Annotated in this window: 16 protein-coding genes and 1 pseudogene; 15 read left to right on the forward strand and 2 right to left on the reverse strand. The window is 65.2% G+C overall.

Annotation, left to right across the window (positions count from 1 at the left end; translation table 11 throughout):
* Positions 1-33: 33 nt before the first annotated feature.
* The 6 genes from ACS8Y6_RS16510 to arcC all read left to right on the forward strand — a co-directional run bounded on the left by ACS8Y6_RS16510 (position 34) and on the right by arcC (position 9,640).
* Entirely contained in the window at positions 34-2,310 is a 2,277-nt protein-coding gene (locus ACS8Y6_RS16510) for an Orn/Lys/Arg decarboxylase N-terminal domain-containing protein (protein ID WP_440856059.1), read from the forward strand.
* 153 nt (positions 2,311-2,463) lie between these two features.
* Positions 2,464-3,930, forward strand: a complete 1,467-nt coding sequence (locus ACS8Y6_RS16515; protein WP_440850461.1) for a basic amino acid/polyamine antiporter — start codon at positions 2,464-2,466, stop codon at positions 3,928-3,930.
* 56 nt (positions 3,931-3,986) lie between these two features.
* Positions 3,987-6,347 (forward strand): Orn/Lys/Arg decarboxylase N-terminal domain-containing protein, encoded by a 2,361-nt coding sequence (locus ACS8Y6_RS16520; protein WP_440856076.1) that lies wholly within the window; start codon positions 3,987-3,989, stop codon positions 6,345-6,347.
* A gap of 92 nt (positions 6,348-6,439) precedes the next feature.
* Positions 6,440-7,660, forward strand: a complete 1,221-nt coding sequence (gene arcA / locus ACS8Y6_RS16525; protein WP_440856060.1) for an arginine deiminase — start codon at positions 6,440-6,442, stop codon at positions 7,658-7,660.
* Between the two features lie 26 nt (positions 7,661-7,686).
* Complete coding sequence (gene argF / locus ACS8Y6_RS16530; protein WP_440850463.1) at positions 7,687-8,688, forward strand: ornithine carbamoyltransferase; 1,002 nt, start codon at positions 7,687-7,689, stop codon at positions 8,686-8,688.
* Position 8,689: 1 nt separating this feature from the next.
* Complete coding sequence (gene arcC, locus ACS8Y6_RS16535) at positions 8,690-9,640, forward strand: carbamate kinase (protein ID WP_440850464.1); 951 nt, start codon at positions 8,690-8,692, stop codon at positions 9,638-9,640.
* Positions 9,641-9,684: 44 nt separating this feature from the next.
* Here the strand turns inward: arcC and ACS8Y6_RS16540 are convergent, their stop codons facing one another.
* Positions 9,685-10,350 carry a Crp/Fnr family transcriptional regulator gene (locus ACS8Y6_RS16540; RefSeq protein WP_440856061.1) on the reverse strand — a complete coding sequence of 222 codons (666 nt, stop codon included), beginning with the start codon at positions 10,348-10,350 and terminating at the stop codon, positions 9,685-9,687.
* Positions 10,351-10,857: 507 nt separating this feature from the next.
* Between ACS8Y6_RS16540 and ACS8Y6_RS16545 the strand changes: the two genes are divergently transcribed.
* The 3 genes from ACS8Y6_RS16545 (at position 10,858) to ACS8Y6_RS16555 (ending at position 13,148) form a co-directional block, all read left to right on the forward strand.
* Positions 10,858-11,655 (forward strand): universal stress protein, encoded by a 798-nt coding sequence (locus ACS8Y6_RS16545; protein WP_440856062.1) that lies wholly within the window; start codon positions 10,858-10,860, stop codon positions 11,653-11,655.
* A 30-nt stretch (positions 11,656-11,685) separates the two neighbouring features.
* A complete protein-coding gene (locus ACS8Y6_RS16550) occupies positions 11,686-12,411 on the forward strand; it encodes a helix-turn-helix domain-containing protein (RefSeq protein WP_440856063.1) in 726 nt (241 codons plus the stop codon).
* A 221-nt stretch (positions 12,412-12,632) separates the two neighbouring features.
* The gene (locus tag ACS8Y6_RS16555) at positions 12,633-13,148 is read left to right on the forward strand and encodes a hypothetical protein (protein ID WP_440850468.1); all 516 of its coding nucleotides are present in this window, start codon (positions 12,633-12,635) and stop codon (positions 13,146-13,148) included.
* Positions 13,149-13,172: 24 nt separating this feature from the next.
* Here ACS8Y6_RS16555 and ACS8Y6_RS16560 read toward each other — a convergent pair whose 3' ends face one another.
* Positions 13,173-14,051 (reverse strand): Crp/Fnr family transcriptional regulator, encoded by an 879-nt coding sequence (locus ACS8Y6_RS16560; RefSeq protein ID WP_440856064.1) that lies wholly within the window; start codon positions 14,049-14,051, stop codon positions 13,173-13,175.
* Positions 14,052-14,318: 267 nt separating this feature from the next.
* Between ACS8Y6_RS16560 and ACS8Y6_RS16565 the strand changes: the two are divergent.
* The 6 genes and pseudogenes from ACS8Y6_RS16565 to ACS8Y6_RS16590 all read left to right on the forward strand — a co-directional run.
* Positions 14,319-14,555, forward strand: a pseudogene (locus tag ACS8Y6_RS16565) (hypothetical protein); the annotation flags it as partial.
* A gap of 159 nt (positions 14,556-14,714) precedes the next feature.
* Positions 14,715-16,235 carry an aldehyde dehydrogenase family protein gene (locus tag ACS8Y6_RS16570; RefSeq protein WP_440856065.1) on the forward strand — a complete coding sequence of 507 codons (1,521 nt, stop codon included), beginning with the start codon at positions 14,715-14,717 and terminating at the stop codon, positions 16,233-16,235.
* A 106-nt stretch (positions 16,236-16,341) separates the two neighbouring features.
* Complete coding sequence (locus ACS8Y6_RS16575) at positions 16,342-17,121, forward strand: acetoin reductase (protein ID WP_440850471.1); 780 nt, start codon at positions 16,342-16,344, stop codon at positions 17,119-17,121.
* Positions 17,122-17,188: 67 nt separating this feature from the next.
* Entirely contained in the window at positions 17,189-17,599 is a 411-nt protein-coding gene (locus tag ACS8Y6_RS16580; RefSeq protein WP_440850472.1) for a DUF779 domain-containing protein, read from the forward strand.
* Between the two features lie 99 nt (positions 17,600-17,698).
* Positions 17,699-18,862, forward strand: coding sequence for an NAD(P) transhydrogenase subunit alpha (locus tag ACS8Y6_RS16585; protein ID WP_440850473.1), 1,164 nt, complete (start codon positions 17,699-17,701; stop codon positions 18,860-18,862).
* A gap of 20 nt (positions 18,863-18,882) precedes the next feature.
* On the forward strand, positions 18,883-19,191 hold the full coding sequence (locus tag ACS8Y6_RS16590; protein ID WP_440856066.1) for an NAD(P) transhydrogenase subunit alpha: 309 nt from the start codon (positions 18,883-18,885) through the stop codon (positions 19,189-19,191).
* The last annotated feature ends 6 nt before the right edge of the window (positions 19,192-19,197 follow it).

Consider the following 19,197-nt stretch of genomic DNA (forward strand, 5'->3'; position numbering starts at 1 on the left):
GGCCCGATCCGGATCGAATACGAGTGGTTTGTCATGAGTTGGAGACAGCATTTCCCGATCCTGATCATTGATCCCGAGTGGCGGGAGACGGGAGCCGGCGGCCAGATGGTGCATGCCCTGAAAAGACGTCTGGAAGAGGGATTGCACACGGTGCTGCATGCGGCCAGTGCGGCCGACGGCGCCGCCCTGATCCAGGCGCATCCGGAAATAAGCACGGTCGTCATCAATGGCGACATTGACGGCGTGGCATCGAGCGGGCCGCTCGAAACGCTGATCGAGCGCGTGCGCGCACGCAATGCCGAGGTCCCGATCTTTCTGTGCACCGACAAGGTCGCGCTCAAGTCGATCAGCATCGAGGCGCTGCGTCATGTGCGCGGGTATTTCTGGAAGCTCGAGGATACGCCGGTCTTCATCGCCGGCCATATCGAGGAGGCGGCCAGCGAATATCTGGACCGGCTGTTGCCGCCGTTCTTTGCCGAGCTCGTGCGCTACGGCGAACGGTACAAGTACTCCTGGCACACGCCGGGCCACAGCGGCGGGGTGGCGTTTCTCAAGTCGCCGGTGGGCCGGGCGTTCTTCGAATATTTCGGCGAGAACGTGCTGCGTTCGGACCTGTCGGTATCCGTGCCGGAGCTGGGTTCGCTGCTGGAACACTCCGGCGTGGTCGGCGCTGCCGAACGCGAGGCGGCGGAGACCTTCGGCGCCGATCGCACCTATTTCGTCACCAACGGTACGTCGACCGCCAACAAGATCGTCTGGCATGCCAACGTCGCGCGCGGCGATGTGGTGCTGGTCGATCGCAACTGCCACAAGTCGATCCTGCACGCGATCGTCATGACCGGCGCGATACCGATCTATCTGCCGACCACTCGCAATGCCTACGGCATCATCGGCCCGATTCCGCGCGCGGAACTCACCGCCGAACGCATCGCCGAGCGTCTGGCGGCGCATCCGCTGGTACCGGCCGGCCAGGCACACGCCCGGCTGGCGGTGATCACCAATTCCACCTACGACGGGCTGTGCTACGACATCGACGCTCTACGCGAGACGTTGGCCGGGACCGTGGACGTGCTGCATTTCGACGAGGCCTGGTTCGCCTACGCCCGGTTTCATCCATTCTATGCCGGGCGCTTCGGCATGGCCGAAGGCGCCGCGCGCCCGGGCCAGCCGGCCACGTTCGCCACGCAATCCACGCACAAGCTGCTGGCCGCGTTCTCGCAGGCCTCGATGGTGCATGTACGCGAGACCGACGAACAGCCGCATGATGCCGAGCGCTTCAACGAAGCGTTCATGATGCATACGTCGACCTCGCCGCAGTACGGCATCATCGCGTCGCTGGACGTGGCCACCCGCATGATGCGCGGCCCGGGCGGTCAGGCGTTGATCGACGACACGCTCAACGAAGCCCTGGCGTTTCGCCAACGCTTCGCTCAAGTCGCCGGGGAACTGAGTAGCCAGGACTGGTGGTTTCAACTATGGCAATCGCCCGCGGCGATCGGCGAGCCGGGGCCGACGACGGCTGGCAACCCGGCGCAAACGCTGGCACCGGCGGACTGGTGGGTGCGTCACGGCGAGGACTGGCACGGCTTCGATGTGCTGGCCAGCGGCCATGTGATGCTGGATCCGATCAAGGTCACGATTCTCACCCCCGGCATCGGCGCAGACGGCGTGTCGGGCGGGTGGGGCATACCCGCGGCCGTGGTGGCACGGTTTCTCTGGAATCGCGGCCTGGTGGTCGAAAAGACCGGCCTGTACTCCTTCCTCGTGTTGTTTTCGATCGGGGTCACCCGCGGCAAGTGGGGCAGCCTGCTCGCCGAGCTGTTCGAGTTCAAGGCGCTGTTCGATACCAACGCGCCGGTCGCGCAGGTGTTTCCCGCGCTGTACGCCGAGCACGAAGCGGTCTACGCCGGGCTCGGGCTGCGCGATCTCTGTCAGCGCATGCACGCGTTGATTGCGCGCCGCGGCGCGCTGCGTCTGATGCAGGAGATCTACACCACCATCCCCGACGCGGCGATGACGCCGGCCGAGGCCTACGACGCACTCGTGCGCCGACGTGTGGACAACGTGCCGATCGATGCCCTCGAAGGGCGGATCGCCGCCGTCATGCTGGTGCCGTATCCCCCGGGCATCCCACTCATCATGCCGGGCGAGCGCTTTGGCAGGGCGGAGCGCGCGATCGAGACCTATCTGGAATTCTGTCGAGCAACCGAAGTGGAGTTTCCGGGCTTCGCCGGCGAAGTGCACGGCCTTTCGATCGCCGAGTCCGATGACGGCCCACGCTATAGCGTGCCGTGTATTTGCATCGATTGAGCGACTTTCCGCGTTGGAGTTGACGCCGGTCAATTCGGCGACCGGCAAAGCCCTCTATCTTTGTTTTCGAGCCGGGTCTTGTCATCGATGGCCCGGTTTGCTGGGGGTTAACAAATTTTCGAGGCCGAAAACGGCCACGCGGAGGTTGGACGCATGAGTGCGCTAGTCGAGGACAAGGTCGCCGTGGCAGAACAGCCGGCCGGCCGCAAGGTCGGCCTGATCAGCCTGGTCGGCATGGTGGTGGGCGCCATGATTGGTGGCGGGGTGTTCAACCTGCCGCAGAACATGGCGGTCGGGGCGTCGCTGATGGCGGTGGTCATCGCCTGGGTCGTGACCGGCGTCGGCATGTTCTTCCTTGCCAATACCTTCCGCACCCTGGCCGACAAGCGCCCGGACCTGGATGCCGGTATCTATACCTACGCGCGCGAAGGTTTCGGGCGCTTCGCCGGCTTTCAGATGGCCTGGGGCTACTGGCTCAGCGCGGCCTTCGGCAACGTGGCGTTCGCTGTGCTCGTCATGCAGACATTCGGCTACTACTTTCCGAACGTGGCCACTGGCTGGCCGGCGATCATCGGCGGCTCGCTGTTGATCTGGGCCATGCACTTCGTGGTGTTGTTGGGTGTCAAGCGCGCGGCGTTCCTCAACGCGATCGCGACAGCGACCAAGATCGTGCCGATCATCGCTTTTATCGTCATTCTGGCCGTATTCTTCAATAGTGCCCAGTTTTCCAGCGACATCTGGGGGCGCCAGCTGCATCTCGGTAACCTGCTGACACAGGTCAAGAGCACGATGATGGTCACGCTCTGGGTATTCATCGGCATCGAGGGCGCGGTTGTCGTCTCCGGCCGTGCCCGGAACAAAGAGGAGGTCGGCCGGGCGACCTTTATCGGGCTCATCCTTTGTCTGCTTCTGTATTTCCTGGTGTCGGTGCTGCCGTTCGCGCTGTTGTCGCAGCCGGAACTGGCCGCTCTGAAGGGCCCCTCAACCGCGTATGTGCTCAAGCAGGCCGTGGGCAACTGGGGTGCCTTCGCCATGATTCTTTCCGTGCTGGTCTCGCTGCTGAGTTGCTGGCTGGCCTGGACCATCATGGTGGCCGAACTGCCGTTCGAGGGCGCCAAGGATGGCGTGTTTCCGGCGGCGCTGGGGCATGAGAACCGGCATCACTCGCCGGCGCCGTCGCTGTGGCTATCCTCGGCGGTGATGCAGGCCACGATGTTCGTGGTGCTGTTCGCGCATAACGCGTGGTTGTGGCTGGTGGCGATCACCGGCGTGATGGTGTTGCCGCCCTATCTGGCGAGCACCGCCTATCTGTGGCGCTATGCACGTACGCCGGCTTTTGCCGAGGCCCATGGTCACGAACACCGGCGCCCGGCGCTGATCAGCGGCATCCTCGGCACGGTCTACGCCGTGTGGATGCTGTACGCGGCCGGCCCGCAATTCATTCTGTTGTCGACCATCATCTTCGCCCTCGGCATCCCGGTGTACTGGTACACCCGGCGCCACAACAGCCCGGATATGCCCGTGTTCAGTCGTCGTGAGAGCGCGGCCAGCATTGGCCTTGTGGGGGTGGCCGCGGTCGCGCTGGCGCTGATTGTCACCGGCACCGTCGGCATCGGCTGAGTATGGCCGCGCCCTCACTGATCCGCAATTCCATGTCTGCCATCAAGGCCACCCCGATGTCCTACGATCATCTGTTCCAGTTTCTGTTCTACGGTGCCGACGGCGGCCGGGACACAGCCGAACGACGCCACCTGCAACGGATCGTGGACGCGATCGAGGAACTGGGTTATGAGGTAGCTCGGGCCGCCTCGGTGGAGGAGACGCGTTTTCTCATCCGCAGCAATGCCTCATTCGGCTGTCTCGTGCTGCAGTGGGACGAGCAGGGCGATACCGAACACACGGACGCCCTGGTGGCCTGGGTGCGCGAACGGGGGCTCGAATGCCCGATTTTTCTGCTGACAGAGCGCATGCAGTTGGCCGCGATTTCGGAGGCCACGCTCGATCGGGTGACCGGCTATATCTTCCTGTCCGAGGATTCGCCGGGGTTCATTGCCGAGAACCTGGCGCGCCACCTGCATGGCTATGCGGAATCGCTCAAGACGCCGTTCTTCGGCGCGATGGTCGATTACGCGGCACAGGGTAACCAGGTCTGGACCTGTCCGGGGCACAACGGCGGGGTGTTCTACAGCAAAAGCCCGATCGGGCGGGTGTTCGTCGAACATTTCGGCGAAGCGATCTTCCGTAACGACCTGGACAACTCGGTGGTCGAACTCGGCGATCTGCTCACCCACGAAGGCCCGGCGCTGGCAGCCCAGCGCGAGGCAGCGAAGATCTTCGGTGCCGACCGCACCTATTTCGTGCTCAACGGCACCTCGACGTCGAACAAGGTCGTACTCAGCGCCCTGGTCGGCCGCGACGACCTGGTGCTGTTCGATCGCAACAACCACAAGTCGGCCCATCACGGCGCGCTGGTGCTGGCCGGCGGCATTCCGGTCTATCTGCCGACCCAGCGCAACGGCTACGGCCTGATCGGGCCGATCGATCACGACGCACTGGATGAAAACCGCATCCGCGAGTCGATTCGCCGCAATCCGCTGGTCGCCGATGCCTCGATCGCCGATCGCGAGCGGCCGTTCCGTGTCGCCGTGATCGAACAATGCAGTTACGACGGCAGCATCTACAACGCGCAGATGATCCTGGAAAAACTGGGCCCGCTTTGCGACTACATTCTTTTCGACGAAGCCTGGGCCGGTTTCATGAAATTCCACCCGCTGTTTGCGGGTCATTTCGCGATGGGGCTGGAATCCCTGGGCGACAAGCAGCCCGGCATCATCGCCACGCAGTCGACCCACAAGCAGCTCGCCGGGTTCTCGCAGGCGTCGCAGATTCATGTGCGCGACGCGCATATCGCGGGCCAGAAACGCTGCATCGAGCATCGTCGCTTCAACGAGATGTACATGCTGCATGCCTCGACGTCGCCCTACTATCCCTTGTTCGCCTCGCTGGATGTGGGCGCGCAGATGATGAAGGGGCGTTCCGGTCAGGTGCTCTGGGACGAGACCATTCGTCTGGGCATCGAGCTGCGCAAGAAGATTCGCCAGCTCAAGCACCATTACGAGACAACCGAATCCGATCGGGCGAAGCGCTGGTTCTTCGATCCCTTCGTGCCGGATCGGCTGCGGTTGTCACAGTCGGGCCCCTGGGAAGCCATCGACGAGGAGGTCGCCTGGGCGGACATCGAGACCGATCGGCTGGCCAGCGACCCGGCCTGCTGGGCGCTCGCCCCCGGGGCGGACTGGCACGGCTTCGGCCATCTCGTGCCGGGCTATGCGATGACCGATCCGAACAAGCTTACCTTGCTCACGCCGGGGCTGAATCCGGCCACCGGCGCCTACGCCGAGCACGGTATTGCCGCCCCGGTGGTGGCGCAGTATCTGCGCGAGCAGGGCATCGTGCCCGAGAAGAACGATCTCAACAGCCTGTTGTTCCTGCTGACGCCGGGCCTGGAGGCGAGCAAGGCCGGTACGTTGTTGAGTGCCCTGGTTGCCTTCAAACGGCTGCATGACGCCAATGCGCCGCTGGACGCGGTGATTCCGGCATTCGTGGCGGCGCACGGCGCGCGCTACGCCGGTCTCGGCCTGCGCGATTTGTGCGCCGAGATGCATGCCTTCTATCGCGATGCCGACACCGCCAGCCTGCAACGTGAACAGTTCCGTGTCGCCCATTTTCCCGAGATCGCGCTCACGCCCAAGCAGGCGACCGACCGCCTGATTGCAAACGACGTGGATTTTCTGCCGATCGACGAGATCGAGGGCCGTATCGCGGCCACGCTCGCGCTGGTCTATCCGCCGGGCATCGGCGTCATCGTGCCCGGCGAGCGCTATGACGAAGCGGCCCGCCCGATGCTCGATTATTTCCGTGTGTTCGAGGCCGCGGCCAATCGCTTCGCCGGTTTTGCCAACGAAATCCAGGGCCTGTACGCGGTCGCCGAAGGCGATGGTCGCACGCGGCTGTACACCTACGTGGTGCACGAATGAGCCGCGTCGGCGTCGGCGGGCGCCGTCTACCCGGCATCGATGCGGCGGGCCGCCGCGCGCGTCGACGTTTGTCCGTTCCGAGGAGTTAGATCATGAGCCAGCTGGGCACCCATTCCGAAGTCGGCACGCTGCGGCGCGTGCTGGTCCATCGTCCCGATCTGAGTTTGCGCCGGCTGACGCCGGGCAACCGCGAAGCCCTGTTGTTCGACGATGTGCTCTGGGTCAAGCGCGCCCGCGAGGAGCACGATGTGTTCGTGGATTCGCTGCGTGAGCGCGACGTCGAAGTGCTGTATCTCCAGCGCCTGCTCACCGAGACCCTCGAGGATGCCGAGGCGCGGCATTGGTTGCTCGAGCGCGCGATTACGCCCGGCAATATCGGTGTCGCGCTGTGCGCCGAAGTGCGGGCCTATCTCGCCGAGCTGCCGGCCCGGGAACTGACTGACCTGCTCATCGGCGGCCTTGCCCGCGCCGAGAGCCCGTTCCACGGTACGGGCCTGACGACCGAAGTCATGGATGGCCACGACTTCATCCTGCCGCCACTGCCGAATAATCTGTTTACGCGCGATACCTCATGCTGGATCTACGGCGGGGTCTCGGTGAACCCGATGGCCAAGCCGGCGCGGCGCCGCGAAACACTCAATTACCAGGCGATCTATCGCTTCCACCCACTGTTCCGCGATCAGCCGTTTGCGTTCTGGTTCGGTGACGAGGCACGCAGCTACGACGGCCAGACCATCGAGGGCGGCGACGTCATGCCCATCGGCCAGGGCACCGTGCTTGTCGGCATGGGCGAGCGCACGACGCCACAGGCGGTCGAAGCGCTGGCGCTGAATCTGTTCGCCGGCGGCGGGGCCGAGCGCGTGATCGCCGCCGCGTTCCCCAAGGCGCGTGCGGCCATGCACCTGGATACGGTATTCACATTGCTCGACCGCGATGCGGCGACGATGTTTCCCGCCGCCGTCGAATCGTTCCGGACCTGGAGCCTTCGCCCCGGCGAGCGCGAAGGCACGCTCGATCTGCGCCCCGAGACCAGCTTCCTCGACGCGGTGACGGATGCGCTCGGGGTCAGGACGCTGCGCGTGATCGCCACCGGCGGCGACGAATACGAAGCCGAACGCGAGCAATGGGACGACGGCAACAACGTACTGGCGATCGCGCCCGGCGTGGTTGTCGCCTACGACCGCAATGTCTACAGCAATACCCAGCTGCGCAAGGCCGGCGTCGAGGTGATCACCATCCCCGGCTTCGAGTTGTCGCGCGGACGTGGCGGGGCGCACTGCATGAGCTGCCCGCTCGAGCGCGATCCCGTCTAGTTCGCCTGTTCCCAAGGAATCCGATTATGCCTTTCAATCTCTGCAACCGCAGTTTTCTCACCCTCAAGGATTTCAGTCCGGCGGAGATCGGCTATCTGCTCGATCTGTCGCGCGAGTTGAAGGCGGCCAAGGCCGCCGGCACCGAGCAGCCGCGGCTGCTCGGTCGCAATATCGCGCTGTTGTTCGAAAAGGACAGCACCCGTACGCGCTGCGCTTTCGAGGTCGCGGCCCACGACCAGGGCGCGCATGTGACCTATCTCGGCCCGAGCGGGTCGCATATGGGAGTCAAGGAAAGCATCAAGGACACCGCGCGGGTGCTCGGGCGCATGTTCGATGCCATCGAGTATCGCGGTTTCGGCCAGAACATCGTCGAAGAGCTGGCAGCGTATGCCGGCGTACCGGTCTGGAACGGGCTGACGGCCGACTTCCATCCGACCCAGGTGCTCGCCGATTTCCTGACCATGCGCGAGCACAGCGACAAGCCGCTCAAGGACATCACTTTCTGCTTCGTCGGCGACGGCCACAACAACGTCGCCATATCGCTCATGGTGGGCGCCGCCAAGCTCGGCATGGGGTGTCATATCGCGGCACCGGCCGCGCGCCAGCCGGCTGCCGAGCACCTGGCATACTGCCGCGAGCTCGCTGAGCACACCGGCGCGCGTATTCGGGTCAGCGATGACGTGAGCGAGGCGGTGGCCGGCGTGGATTTTCTCTACACCGATGTATGGGTTTCGATGGGCGAGCCGGAACAGGCCTGGGCCGCGCGGATCGACTTGCTGCAGCCGTACCAGATCAATCGGCGCATGCTCGATCTGACCGGCAACCCGGGCGTAGGCGTCATGCACTGCCTGCCGGCGTTCCACAACCGCGAGACCACCTACGGTGAGAAGATATTTCAGACCCACGGTCTCGAGGCGATGGAGGTCACCGACGAGGTCTTCGAATCCGGGCACTCCATCGTATTCGATCAGGCCGAGAACCGGCTGCATACCATCAAGGCGATCATGGTCGCCACGCTGGGGCGCTGAGATGCGGGTCGTGGCCGCACTCGGCGGGAATGCGCTACTGCGGCGCGGACAGCCCCTGAGTGCCGAAAATCAACGCGAGAATGCCCGGGTGGCGGCCGAAGCGCTGCTGCCCATCGTGGCCGCTGGTCACGAGCTGGTGATCGCGCATGGCAACGGGCCCCAGGTCGGACTGTTGGCGTTGCAAAACGACGCCTACAAGGCGGACGAGGCGTATCCACTCGATGTCCTGGGGGCCGAGTCCGAGGGCATGATCGGCTATCTGCTGGAGCAGGAACTGGCCAACGTACTGCCGCTGAATCGTCGCGTGGTGACGTTGCTGACCCAGGTGGAGGTGGATCGGCATGACGCGGCGTTCGCAACGCCCTCCAAGCCGATTGGTCCGGTGTATAGCCGCCACGAGGCCGACGCCCTGTCCGTCCGACATGGCTGGAACATTGCCGCCGATGGGGCGTCGTATCGCCGGGTGGTGCCGTCGCCGGCGCCGCGGCGCATTCTGGAGCTGGACGCAATCGGCCTGTTGCTCAGGCATCGCATGATCCCGATCTGCGCCGGCGGCGGGGGGATTCCGGTGGTGCGACGTGAGGATGACCGCTATGCCGGCGTCGAGGCGGTCATCGACAAGGATGCGACCAGCGCCCTGCTGGCCCGCCAGCTTAAAGCGGACGCGTTATTGATGCTCACGGATGTCGATGCGGTACAGACCGATTTCGGTACCCCGCAGGCCCGCCGTCTGCGCCGTGTCGGCGCCGACGCGCTGGACGATATTACGTTTGCCGGTGGTTCCATGGCGCCGAAGATCGCCGCAGCCCAGGCGTTTGTTCGCGAGACCGGCGGCTTCGCGGCGATCGGGCGCCTCAACGATGCGGAACTGTTGCTTGTGGGCCGTGCCGGTACGCGGATCGAGGCCAGTCCCGGCGGGGAGCGCTCCTATTACTGGCACAAGAACAACTGAAAAACCCCGGCATCGGCTGGCGCCGGGGCGCATGGCCATCGTGATCACGGTGTTTCCATCTCGTGTTTGATACGGCGCAGCCGGTCGATATCGCTCAGATGTATGATCCGGCCGCTTTTTTGAATAAGCCCTTGTTGTTCGAGTTGCGAGAGTGTGCGCGAAAGGGATTCATGACGCATGCCGAGATGGCTGGCGATATCGAGGTAGGTCATGGGCAGCCGCAGATCAACGGCCGATTGCCCGCGGGCGCTGAATATCGCGCTCAGGTCGAGCAGAAACGCAATGACTCTTCGCGCGCCGCCGTTCAGGGCAAGCGTGAGATGCGCCTCGTATTCACGCCGCAGGCACTCGCTCATCAAATGCATCAACTGGCGCTGAAGGACATTGTCGATCGCATGCAGCGGGATGTGACACAGCCATGAGTCTTCCAGGGCGGAAAGACTTCGCGACCAGCGCGTTTGATAGGCCTCGGCCAGGCCGATGATCGTCCCCGGGAACCGAAAGGCCATCACGCGCTCGGTACCATCGGCGGCGTCGAAAAAAGCCTTCATGGCGCCGGCGCGCAGGGCATACAGGGTATCGATCGGGTCCCCCTGGCGCACCAGTATCTGGCCGGCGCGCAGTGGGTGCTGTGGGCGCCCGACTGTCTGTTCAAAGCGGGTCAGGTGCTGGTCCTCGAGCTCGGCCGGCAGGCAGCCCGACTTGAACACGCATGCATGGCAATTGCCGTTTCGACGCGTTCGCGCCGAGGGCCGGTCGATCCGGCCCGCGCGGGGCGGGCGGCATGTCGGGTCCCGGGTCGACGCTTTCATGCTTGGAATCGAAGTGGTCGGACGAGGACCCCATGCTAGCCACGCCCACATCGTGTTTTATGACTTATGTCATGAATACCACACGGCGATCATGCGATCCGGCGTACACGGCCTGAGGCGGCGGGTGTCCGGTGCCGATCATGGGGCGGTTGCTTGTTCGGCGCGGCCGACGTCGTTGACCGGAGTCAACGTCCTGACGTGGCGACTCATTCAGTCTGGTTACGGCGGCGTTACAGCGCATGCGTGGAAGGCCGCGGCGCCGGCGACGCGGCGGGCCATCGCGCCCGGTCAGGCATGCACGCCGGGCGGGGCCTGTTTAATCTTGACCCCGGCGGGCCGGCATATGATGCCTGCGGATGAATGCGGGGCCCGTGACGCGGCCCCGGGATCGAGGGCGGGACGATGATGAATTACACCCATATTCTGCTGGACGTGAGCAGTCGCCGCGAACGAGCGGCCGTATGTGAATACGCGCTGCTGCTGGCACGTGAGCATCGCGCCCAGGTTACGGCCGTGCATCCCGGCGCGGCCGATGCCGACAATCCGAGTCGTGCCTCGGCCCAGGGCGCTGCGGCGATGGATGAATTCGACGCGCTGGCGCAGCAATATCCGGATGTGGCCTGGCGCCGGTTTTCCGCAACCGGGTCGTGGGTCGATACCATCGCGCAGGAGGGGCTTTACTCGGATCTCATCATGACCCGGCAGTTCGATCCGAACGATGGCTCGCGGTACGCCGGCTACGACGCGCCGGTGCACATCGCGCTGCTGTCCGGGCGTCCCGTGCTGGTTGTCCCGCGTGCGGATCGGTTTTCCAGCGTGGGCAGCCGTGTGGTGCTGGCATGGAATGCATCGCCCGAGTCGGCGCGCATGGTCAGTGCGGCATTGCCCCTGCTGATGCATGCCCGAGCTGTCGATATCGTCATCGTGACCGAGACAACGCGCCCGCCCGGGACCGTCGCCCCCGTGACCGGCGATGACATCGCATCGTATCTCGCGCGCCATCGGGTCGAGGCCTCGATCACGACGGTCGCGGCGGGTGCGTTGGAAGTCAGTGAAGTGCTGCTTTCCGTGGTCGCGGACAAGGGCGGGGATCTGCTCTGCATGGGGGCATACGGACACGCCAGGCTGCGCAAACTGGTGGTCGGCGCCACGAGCCGGGCGCTGATGCGCAACATGATGGTGCCCACGCTAGTGGCGTGTTGAGGCATGACCGAGCATGCATCCGACCCGGGTTTGCGCGTCGCCGACTTGCTGCATTACAGCCGCAACGCCAGCATCCACGAGCTCTGCCTGCCGCATTCGCTGTCCCCGCTTGCGCTGGCTCAGCTGGGCGACGAAGTGTGGCGCGAGCGTCAATTGGTCCGCGGCGAAACGCTGTTCCGCCAGGGCCACGGCATGCACGCCTTGTACTGCGTCACGTACGGGCTGCTCAAAACCGTCATTGTCGATAATGAAGGGCGCGAACAGATCACCGGATTTCATTTTCCCACCGAGCTGGCGGGGCTGGATGCGCTGCCCCGACGTGAACACGTCTGTATGGCCAGCGCGGTGACCGCCAGCCGGGTCCGCGTCCTCCCGCTGCACCGCCTGCAGGAAGCGATGCACCAGGCGCCGGCCTTGCGCGACGCGTTCGTGGACCTGGTCGGTCGTGCCCTGGCACAACACGAGCAGCTCTTGCTGGTCGTCAACCAGCGACGCTCGATAGAACGCCTCGCCATCCTGTTGCTGAGTTTCAGCTGTCGGCTGGGCCGCAATGGGCGCGCCGCGACCGTGCTGCGGCTGCCCATGTCGCGTGCCGAGATTGCCAACTATCTGGGTTTGACCCAGGAAACCGTATCCCGCGCCTTTCGCCGTTTGCAGACGGCGGGAATGCTCACCGTGCGAGGCAAAAACGTGACCCTCACGGATCCGGCACGCCTGACCCGATGCGCCACCGAGGACTGGTCCGAGACGTACTGAGCGGCGCCGCCGGCGCAGCGTCTTGCGCGACCGTTGGCTCCGGGCGCGTATGCTTGCGGTCGGGGCCGCGCCGTTGCCGGGGTGCCGGATGTGCCGGTGATCTGCGACCGTTTATCCAGTGTCGACAGTGCGGGCGTAGACAGCCGATTATTGAGCGAAGTCAAGGGGATCGGCGTCCCGGAGCGCAAAGATAATCGAATGTTCCATGATAAAATCAATCGATGACGACTTTTTCAGTTCTGGCGATGCTCGGCAACCACTACTGCGTATCGCTGCTCAAGGAGATGCAGACGGCGATCGAAGCGTCGGAATGGGCGCGCGCAGGCGAGCGCCTCCGGATATTCAGCGCCCGGGCGGATGCCTACTTGTCTGCTGAAACGGCGTTGCTCGAGCCGCAGCCCTGCACGGCGTCACCCGTCCATCGGCATCGGTGGCTGCGTCTGCGGCGCCAGGAACAGCTCATCCTGCAGCGTCGGCAGCGTCTGCGGGCGCATGTGTCGGCGCGGCGGACCGAGCCGTCGTGCCGGGAACTCACCGCGCTGATCAGGCTGTTCGCGGCGCATGGCCGCACCGGGCATAGTCTGCTGGAGGCGCTGCCGCAGAGCGAGGCCCTGCTGCAGGCATTCGCCGAGCGGCTGCAGGGGCGCGACCCGGAAGGCGACAACCAGGCGCAGCCGCCATCGGTGAATGCCTTCGATGGCTACCGGCTGCAGGAACGGCCGAACGACGACTCCTGAGCCCGTCCGTCGCCTGCGCCCGTCTCAGATGATGGCACGTCGCCGGGTATCGGTTCGGCCCGGGTCGGCCGCGGGGGACCCGTCATCCGATTTTGGCCTTGTGATGAAGCGGTCGGCGGCGGGCACGACGGCGTCGTCGTTCTTGAGGCGGTTCAATCCGGGCAGATCGTCGATATGAATCTCCTTGCCGCTTTTCCGGATCAGGCCCTGTTTCTGTAGTTGGGAAAGCGTGCGCGAGAGCGACTCATGCCGCATGCCCAGATAGCTGGCGGCATCGAGGTAAGTCATGGGCAGGCGCAGATGTCCCGGGGACTGGCCCAGCGCCTTGAATATGCCGCTCAGCTCCAGCAGGAACGACACGACTCTTCGGCTGCCGCTGGTCAGCGCCAGGGTGAGATGCGACTCGTACTCACGCCGCAGACAGTCGCTCATCAGCCGAATCAACTGGCGCTGCAGCGAATCGTGTATCGCGTTCAAGGGGATGCGGCACAGCCAGCTGTCCTCGAGGGCCGCAAAGCTGCGCGCCCATTGCTTCTGGTACGGTTCGGCAAGGCCGATGATCGCGCCGGGGAACCGGAAGGCCATCACCCGCTCGGTGCCGTCGGCCTCATCGATATAGGCCTTCAGGGAGCCGACCCGCAAGGCATAGAGCGAATCGATTGCATCGCCCTGATGAACGAGGGTCTGGCCCGCTTTCACCGGGCGCGAGTAACGCCAGATCTGATGCTCGAAGGTACTGAGGCTGTCACCGTCGAGATCGGCGGGCAGGCAGTGCGGTTTGAAGATGCAGGCCACACACTTGCCGTGCCCGGCCGTGGTTGGCCCCGCCGGTCGCGGCCAGGGGCGGCTCGGCGCGGTCGTGGTGGGGCGACCGGATACCGTGGCCATTCGGGGAATCGACATCTGACTTCTCCTGGGCCTGAGCCCTGCGAGACGATGAATATGTGTCGAATGTAGGCGTTCTGGGAAATGGACTTGTGATCTGGATCAATACTTTTCCGCACCGAAACTTCGATACTATCCCAATCCATGATTTTTTATCGTCGGCGCCGCACGCAATCGATGACGGCGTATCGGGGCGCCCGGCCCGGCGCTTGATCCCGGCGGGGTGCGGGCGCCACAACACCGCGTTCAGAAACGGCTGATGGCACTTTACGGCGCCTCGCACGGGCCAAGGGCACCGTGTCGGTGCTGGCGGGCCAGGCCGATGTTCGGGTCGTGCCGGATCTCGAAGCCCGCAACATGCGGGCCAGGCAGATCGAGTATCGTGCCGGTACGCATCTGGCGCATCTGGCGGCTGTGGTCGGCGCCCGCGTGCCGGTCGTGATTGCCAGTCGCGCCGACAGCGCGCTGGCGCCGCGCGGTCTTTTAGCGGCAGTGGCAACTGGCCCGGCCGGCGTCGAATAACCCACCCGTCGCGCCCGGGCGCAGCGCCGGGTCTTGCTGCTGTGATCAGGATCAAAGACGGCGCGCGGCAGCGGCCTAGACTCCTTGGCATGGTGGCGCGCCGCGCGCGCCACACGCGTTACCACCGGCCCAGGCGGCCTTACATGCAGGAGTGGACCCATGCCGAACCCGACGCAATCCGCAAGACTGGATGAAAGCATTCTGCGATCACGCTATGACAACTTCATCGGCGGCGAATGGCGCGCGCCGGCGAACGGGCGCTACTTCAGCGATGCCAGCCCGATCGATGGCAGTGCGCTGTGCGAAATCGCGCGTTCCGATGCCGAGGACGTCGAGCATGCGCTGGATGCGGCGCATGCCGCCAAGGCCGGGTGGGCCCGGAAATCGCCGAGCCAGCGCGCGGCGATACTCAACCGCATCGCCGATCGCATCACCGACAACCTCGAGCTGCTGGCCCGGGTGGAAACCCGCGACAACGGCAAGCCGATCCGCGAGACGCTGAACGCCGACATTCCGCTGGCGGCCGATCATTTTCGTTACTTCGCGAGCTGCATCCGCGCCGAGGAGGGCAGCATCGGCGAGATCGACCACGACACGATTGCCTATCACTTCAAGGAACCGATGGGCGTCGTCGGCCAGATCATCCCCTGGAACTTCCCGCTCCTGATGGCGGCCTGGAAGATGGCGCCGGCGCTGGCGGCGGGCAACTGTGTGGTGATCAAGCCGGCCTCGGATACGCCGATGAGCCTGGCCGTGCTCATGGACCTGATCGGCGATCTGTTGCCCGACGGCGTGCTGAATGTCGTGTTCGGCCATGGCTCGGAAGTCGGCGGCCCGCTGGCACGCAGCCCGCGCATCGCCAAGATCGCGTTCACCGGCGAGACCACGACTGGGCGCCAGATCATGCAGTACGCCGCGGAGACCATCATTCCGCAGACCATGGAACTGGGCGGCAAGTCGCCGAACATCTTTTTTGCCGATGTCATGGACGCCGACGACGACTTCTTCGACAAGGCGCTGGAAGGCTTTGCGTTGTTCGCCTTCAACAAGGGCGAGGTCTGCACCTGCCCGTCCCGGGCACTGGTGCAGGAATCGATCTTCGACGCGTTCATGGAGCGGGCGGTGGCCCGCGTGGCCGCCATCAAGGTCGGCGATCCGCTGGATCCCGAAACCCAGATGGGGCCGCAGTGTTCGGCCGGCCAGCTCGAAAAGATTCTCAATTACATCGACGTCGGCAAGCAGGAAGGCGCGGACTGTCGCACCGGCGGTCAACGCGCCGAGGTGGCCGAGGCGCTCGCCAACGGCTACTACGTCGAGCCGACCGTCTTCGTCGGCCAGAACAGGATGCGCATCTTCCAGGAAGAGATCTTCGGCCCGGTGCTGTCGGTGACGACGTTCAAGGACAGGGACGACGCCATCCGAATCGGCAACGACACGCTCTATGGGCTGGGCGCCGGCGTGTGGTCGCGCAACGTCAATCATACCTATCGCGTCGGCCGCGCCATTCAGGCCGGCCGCGTGTGGACCAACTGCTACCACGTCTATCCCGCCCATGCCGCCTTCGGTGGCTACAAGCAATCCGGCTTCGGGCGCGAGACCCACAAGATGATTCTCGATCATTATCAGCAGACCAAGAACCTGCTGGTCAGCTACAGCACGAAAGCGATGGGTTTGTTCTGAACGGATCGATACGGGTGGCGCGCCGGCGGTGGATGTGAACCGGGGCGTCATCACGACCGGGTCGGCACCGGTTCTGCGTCGACTGTTAGCGAAAAAGGAGTGAACGATGACGATTGAAGACAAGGTCGCGCTGGTCACGGGCGGTGCGCAGGGCATCGGTCTGGGCATCGCCCGGCGGCTGGCCAGCGACGGGGCGGATATCGCCCTGGTCGATGTCAAGGGCGACAAGCTCGCGGCCGCGGCGCGCGAGATCGAGGCGCTCGGCCGGCGGGTGACCACGTTCGTCGCCGACGTTTCGGACCGCGATCAGGTCCATGCGGCGGTCGATCATGCCGAGCACGAGCTCGGCGGATTCGATGTGATGGTCAATAATGCCGGCATCGCCCAGGTGAACCCGATCCTGGATGTCACGCCGGAAGAGGTCGACCGTATCATCCGGGTCAATATCGAGGGTGTGCTGTGGGGCATCCAGGCGGCGGCGAAGAAATTCCGGGCGCGCAACCAGAAGGGCAAGATCATCAATGCGTCCTCGATTGCCGGCCACGAGGGTTTCGCCATGCTTGGCGTCTATTCGGCCACCAAATTCGCGGTACGGGCGTTGACCCAGGCCGCGGCACGCGAACTCGCCGCCTCGGGCATCAACGTCAATGCCTACTGCCCGGGCGTGGTCGGCACCGACATGTGGGACGAGATCGATGCGCGGTTCGCCTCGCTCACGGGCGCAGCCAAGGGCGAAACCTACGACAAATACGTGGGCGGCATTGCGCTCGGCCGAGCGGAGACGCCCGACGACGTGGCTGCACTGGTGTCCTATCTCGCCGGCCCGGATTCCGACTACATGACCGGTCAGGCCGTGCTCATCGACGGTGGCATGGTCTATCGCTGAGCCCGAACGCCCCGGCGCCAGCGTCGGGGCGTTCCGGTGATGGTCGCGGGGTCGAGGGAGGTGTCGTATGCCGGATCGACTGCAATTCACGCCGCGGGCGGCGGCGCTCGTGCGCCGGCTGGCGGCCGTCCACGGACCGTTGATCTTTCATCTATCCGGCGGCTGCTGCGAGGGCAGCGCGCCGATGTGTTTGCGCCAGGCCGATTTCCGCGCGGGCAGCCGGGATGTGCTGCTGGGCGAGATCGAAGGCTGTCCCTTCTACGTCGGCCCGGCGCAGTTCGAGTATTGGGCGTCATGCGAACTCACGATCGATGTCACGACCGCGGGCGGCGACAGCTTTTCCCTGGAAGCGGCCGATGGCGTGCGTTTCATCGTGCGCTCGCGCCTGTTCACCGACGCCGAGATTGCGGCCCTTGCGGCGGCCGGCCCGCCCGCGCGCGGGCCGCAAGTCGATCCCGGCCACGGCGCAACGGAATAGCCCACCGCCTGCGGTAGAACGTGGTCGCTGACGCGCCGCCGGCGACCGATCGGACGGCATGACTTGACCGAAATCAAGGCCTCATCGCGGGCACACGGCATGATCGATCCTGATTTGTGGACCAGCCCGACAGGTGACGTGGTGATTCGAGTCGCGGTATTGCGTGAGACCGAGCCCGGTGAGCGTCGCGTGGCGATGGTGCCGGCGGTGGCCCAGCGGTTGGCCCGATGGGGCTGCAGGCTGGCCTTGCAGGCCGGCGCCGGGGCGGCCATGGGCTGTCGCGACGAGGCGTTTGCCGGAGTGGAGATCGTGGATGACATCCCGGCGCTGGTCAGTGCCGCGGATATCGTGCTCGCCGTCCAGCTGCCGGAACCCGGTGTCATCGAGGCCATGCGCGAGGGCAGCCTGCTGATCTGCTTCGCTCACGGCGGCGCAACAACCGCGCCGGCGCTGGCGCGGCTTGCCGCGCGCCATGTCATCTGTCTGGCGATGGAGCGCGTGCCGCGGATCAGCCGCGCGCAGGGCATCGATGCCTTGTCGAGCCAGGCCGCGCTCGCCGGCTATTACGCGCCGCTGCTGGGCGCGACCCAAATGGGGCGGATTCTGCCGCGCATGACCACGGCTGCCGGGTCCCTGCAGCCGGCCTCGGTGCTGGTGATGGGCTTGGGTGTGGCGGGTTTGCAGGCCATCGCCACGGCGCACCGGCTGGGCGCGGTGGTCGCGGGTTACGACGTACGCCCGGAAACACGCGCCGAGGCCGCTTCGCTCGGCGCCCGCTTCGTCGATACCGGCGTGGAGGCCAGCGGCGAGGGTGGTTACGCCCGGGAACTGACGCCCGCGGAGAAGGAAACCGTCGCCCGGGCCGTGACCCGGCATATTCAGGCCGCGGATATGGTAATCACCACCGCGGCCGTGCCGGGCCGCCCGGCGCCGGAGCTCATCAGCACCGAACAGGCGGCCGGCATGAAGCCGGGGGCCGTGATCGTCGATCTGGCCGCCGACAGTGGCGGCAACTGTGCGCTGAGCCGGCCCGGCGAGACCGTGCGCCAGGGCGGCGTCACCGTGATCGCGCCGTGCAACGTGCCGTCGATGCTGGCCGAGCACGCCAGCGAACTGTACGCCCACAACCTGCGCAACCTGCTCGAACTATTGATCGTCGACGGCGAACTCGCCCCGGACTGGACCGACGAGGTGCTGGCCGCCATGCGCCTGCGGGGCACGGCCGAGCCGGCCCGCGCGAGTGCCGCTGTCACTGCCGAATAACGCATCGACTCGAGGCCCGTATGGACGCACAACTGACCATCGGCGGCGTGATCGCCCTGTATATCTTTCTGCTGGCGGTATTCACCGGCTACGAGGTGATCGCCCGGGTACCGGCGATTCTGCACACGCCGCTCATGTCCGGTTCCAATTTCGTGCACGGAATCGTGGTGGTGGGGGCGCTGTATGCACTGCTCGATGCCCATTCCGTTACCGGCATGGCCATCGGTTTCATCGGCGTGCTGTTGGGCTCGGCCAACGTGGCGGGTGCCTACGTGGTCACCGAGCGCATGCTGCAGATGTTCAAACCCAGCGATCGCAAGCCGGGTTGAGGAACC

Source organism: Salinisphaera sp. RV14 (assembly GCF_052044135.1).
Taxonomy (GTDB): Bacteria; Pseudomonadota; Gammaproteobacteria; order Nevskiales; family Salinisphaeraceae; genus Salinisphaera.

What these genes read in the sequence shown, in the direction of transcription:
- ACS8Y6_RS16510 (WP_440856059.1), top strand. Translation starts at nt 34, where the DNA reads ATGAGTTGGAGACAGCATTTCCCGATCCTGATCATTGATCCCGAGTGG.
- ACS8Y6_RS16515 (WP_440850461.1), top strand. Translation starts at nt 2,464, where the DNA reads ATGAGTGCGCTAGTCGAGGACAAGGTCGCCGTGGCAGAACAGCCGGCC.
- ACS8Y6_RS16520 (WP_440856076.1), top strand. Translation starts at nt 3,987, where the DNA reads ATGTCCTACGATCATCTGTTCCAGTTTCTGTTCTACGGTGCCGACGGC.
- arcA (WP_440856060.1), top strand. Translation starts at nt 6,440, where the DNA reads ATGAGCCAGCTGGGCACCCATTCCGAAGTCGGCACGCTGCGGCGCGTG.
- argF (WP_440850463.1), top strand. Translation starts at nt 7,687, where the DNA reads ATGCCTTTCAATCTCTGCAACCGCAGTTTTCTCACCCTCAAGGATTTC.
- arcC (WP_440850464.1), top strand. Translation starts at nt 8,690, where the DNA reads ATGCGGGTCGTGGCCGCACTCGGCGGGAATGCGCTACTGCGGCGCGGA.
- ACS8Y6_RS16545 (WP_440856062.1), top strand. Translation starts at nt 10,858, where the DNA reads ATGAATTACACCCATATTCTGCTGGACGTGAGCAGTCGCCGCGAACGA.
- ACS8Y6_RS16555 (WP_440850468.1), top strand. Translation starts at nt 12,633, where the DNA reads ATGACGACTTTTTCAGTTCTGGCGATGCTCGGCAACCACTACTGCGTA.
- ACS8Y6_RS16560 (WP_440856064.1), bottom strand. Translation starts at nt 14,051, where the DNA reads ATGTCGATTCCCCGAATGGCCACGGTATCCGGTCGCCCCACCACGACC.
- ACS8Y6_RS16570 (WP_440856065.1), top strand. Translation starts at nt 14,715, where the DNA reads ATGCCGAACCCGACGCAATCCGCAAGACTGGATGAAAGCATTCTGCGA.
- ACS8Y6_RS16575 (WP_440850471.1), top strand. Translation starts at nt 16,342, where the DNA reads ATGACGATTGAAGACAAGGTCGCGCTGGTCACGGGCGGTGCGCAGGGC.
- ACS8Y6_RS16580 (WP_440850472.1), top strand. Translation starts at nt 17,189, where the DNA reads ATGCCGGATCGACTGCAATTCACGCCGCGGGCGGCGGCGCTCGTGCGC.
- ACS8Y6_RS16585 (WP_440850473.1), top strand. Translation starts at nt 17,699, where the DNA reads ATGATCGATCCTGATTTGTGGACCAGCCCGACAGGTGACGTGGTGATT.
- ACS8Y6_RS16590 (WP_440856066.1), top strand. Translation starts at nt 18,883, where the DNA reads ATGGACGCACAACTGACCATCGGCGGCGTGATCGCCCTGTATATCTTT.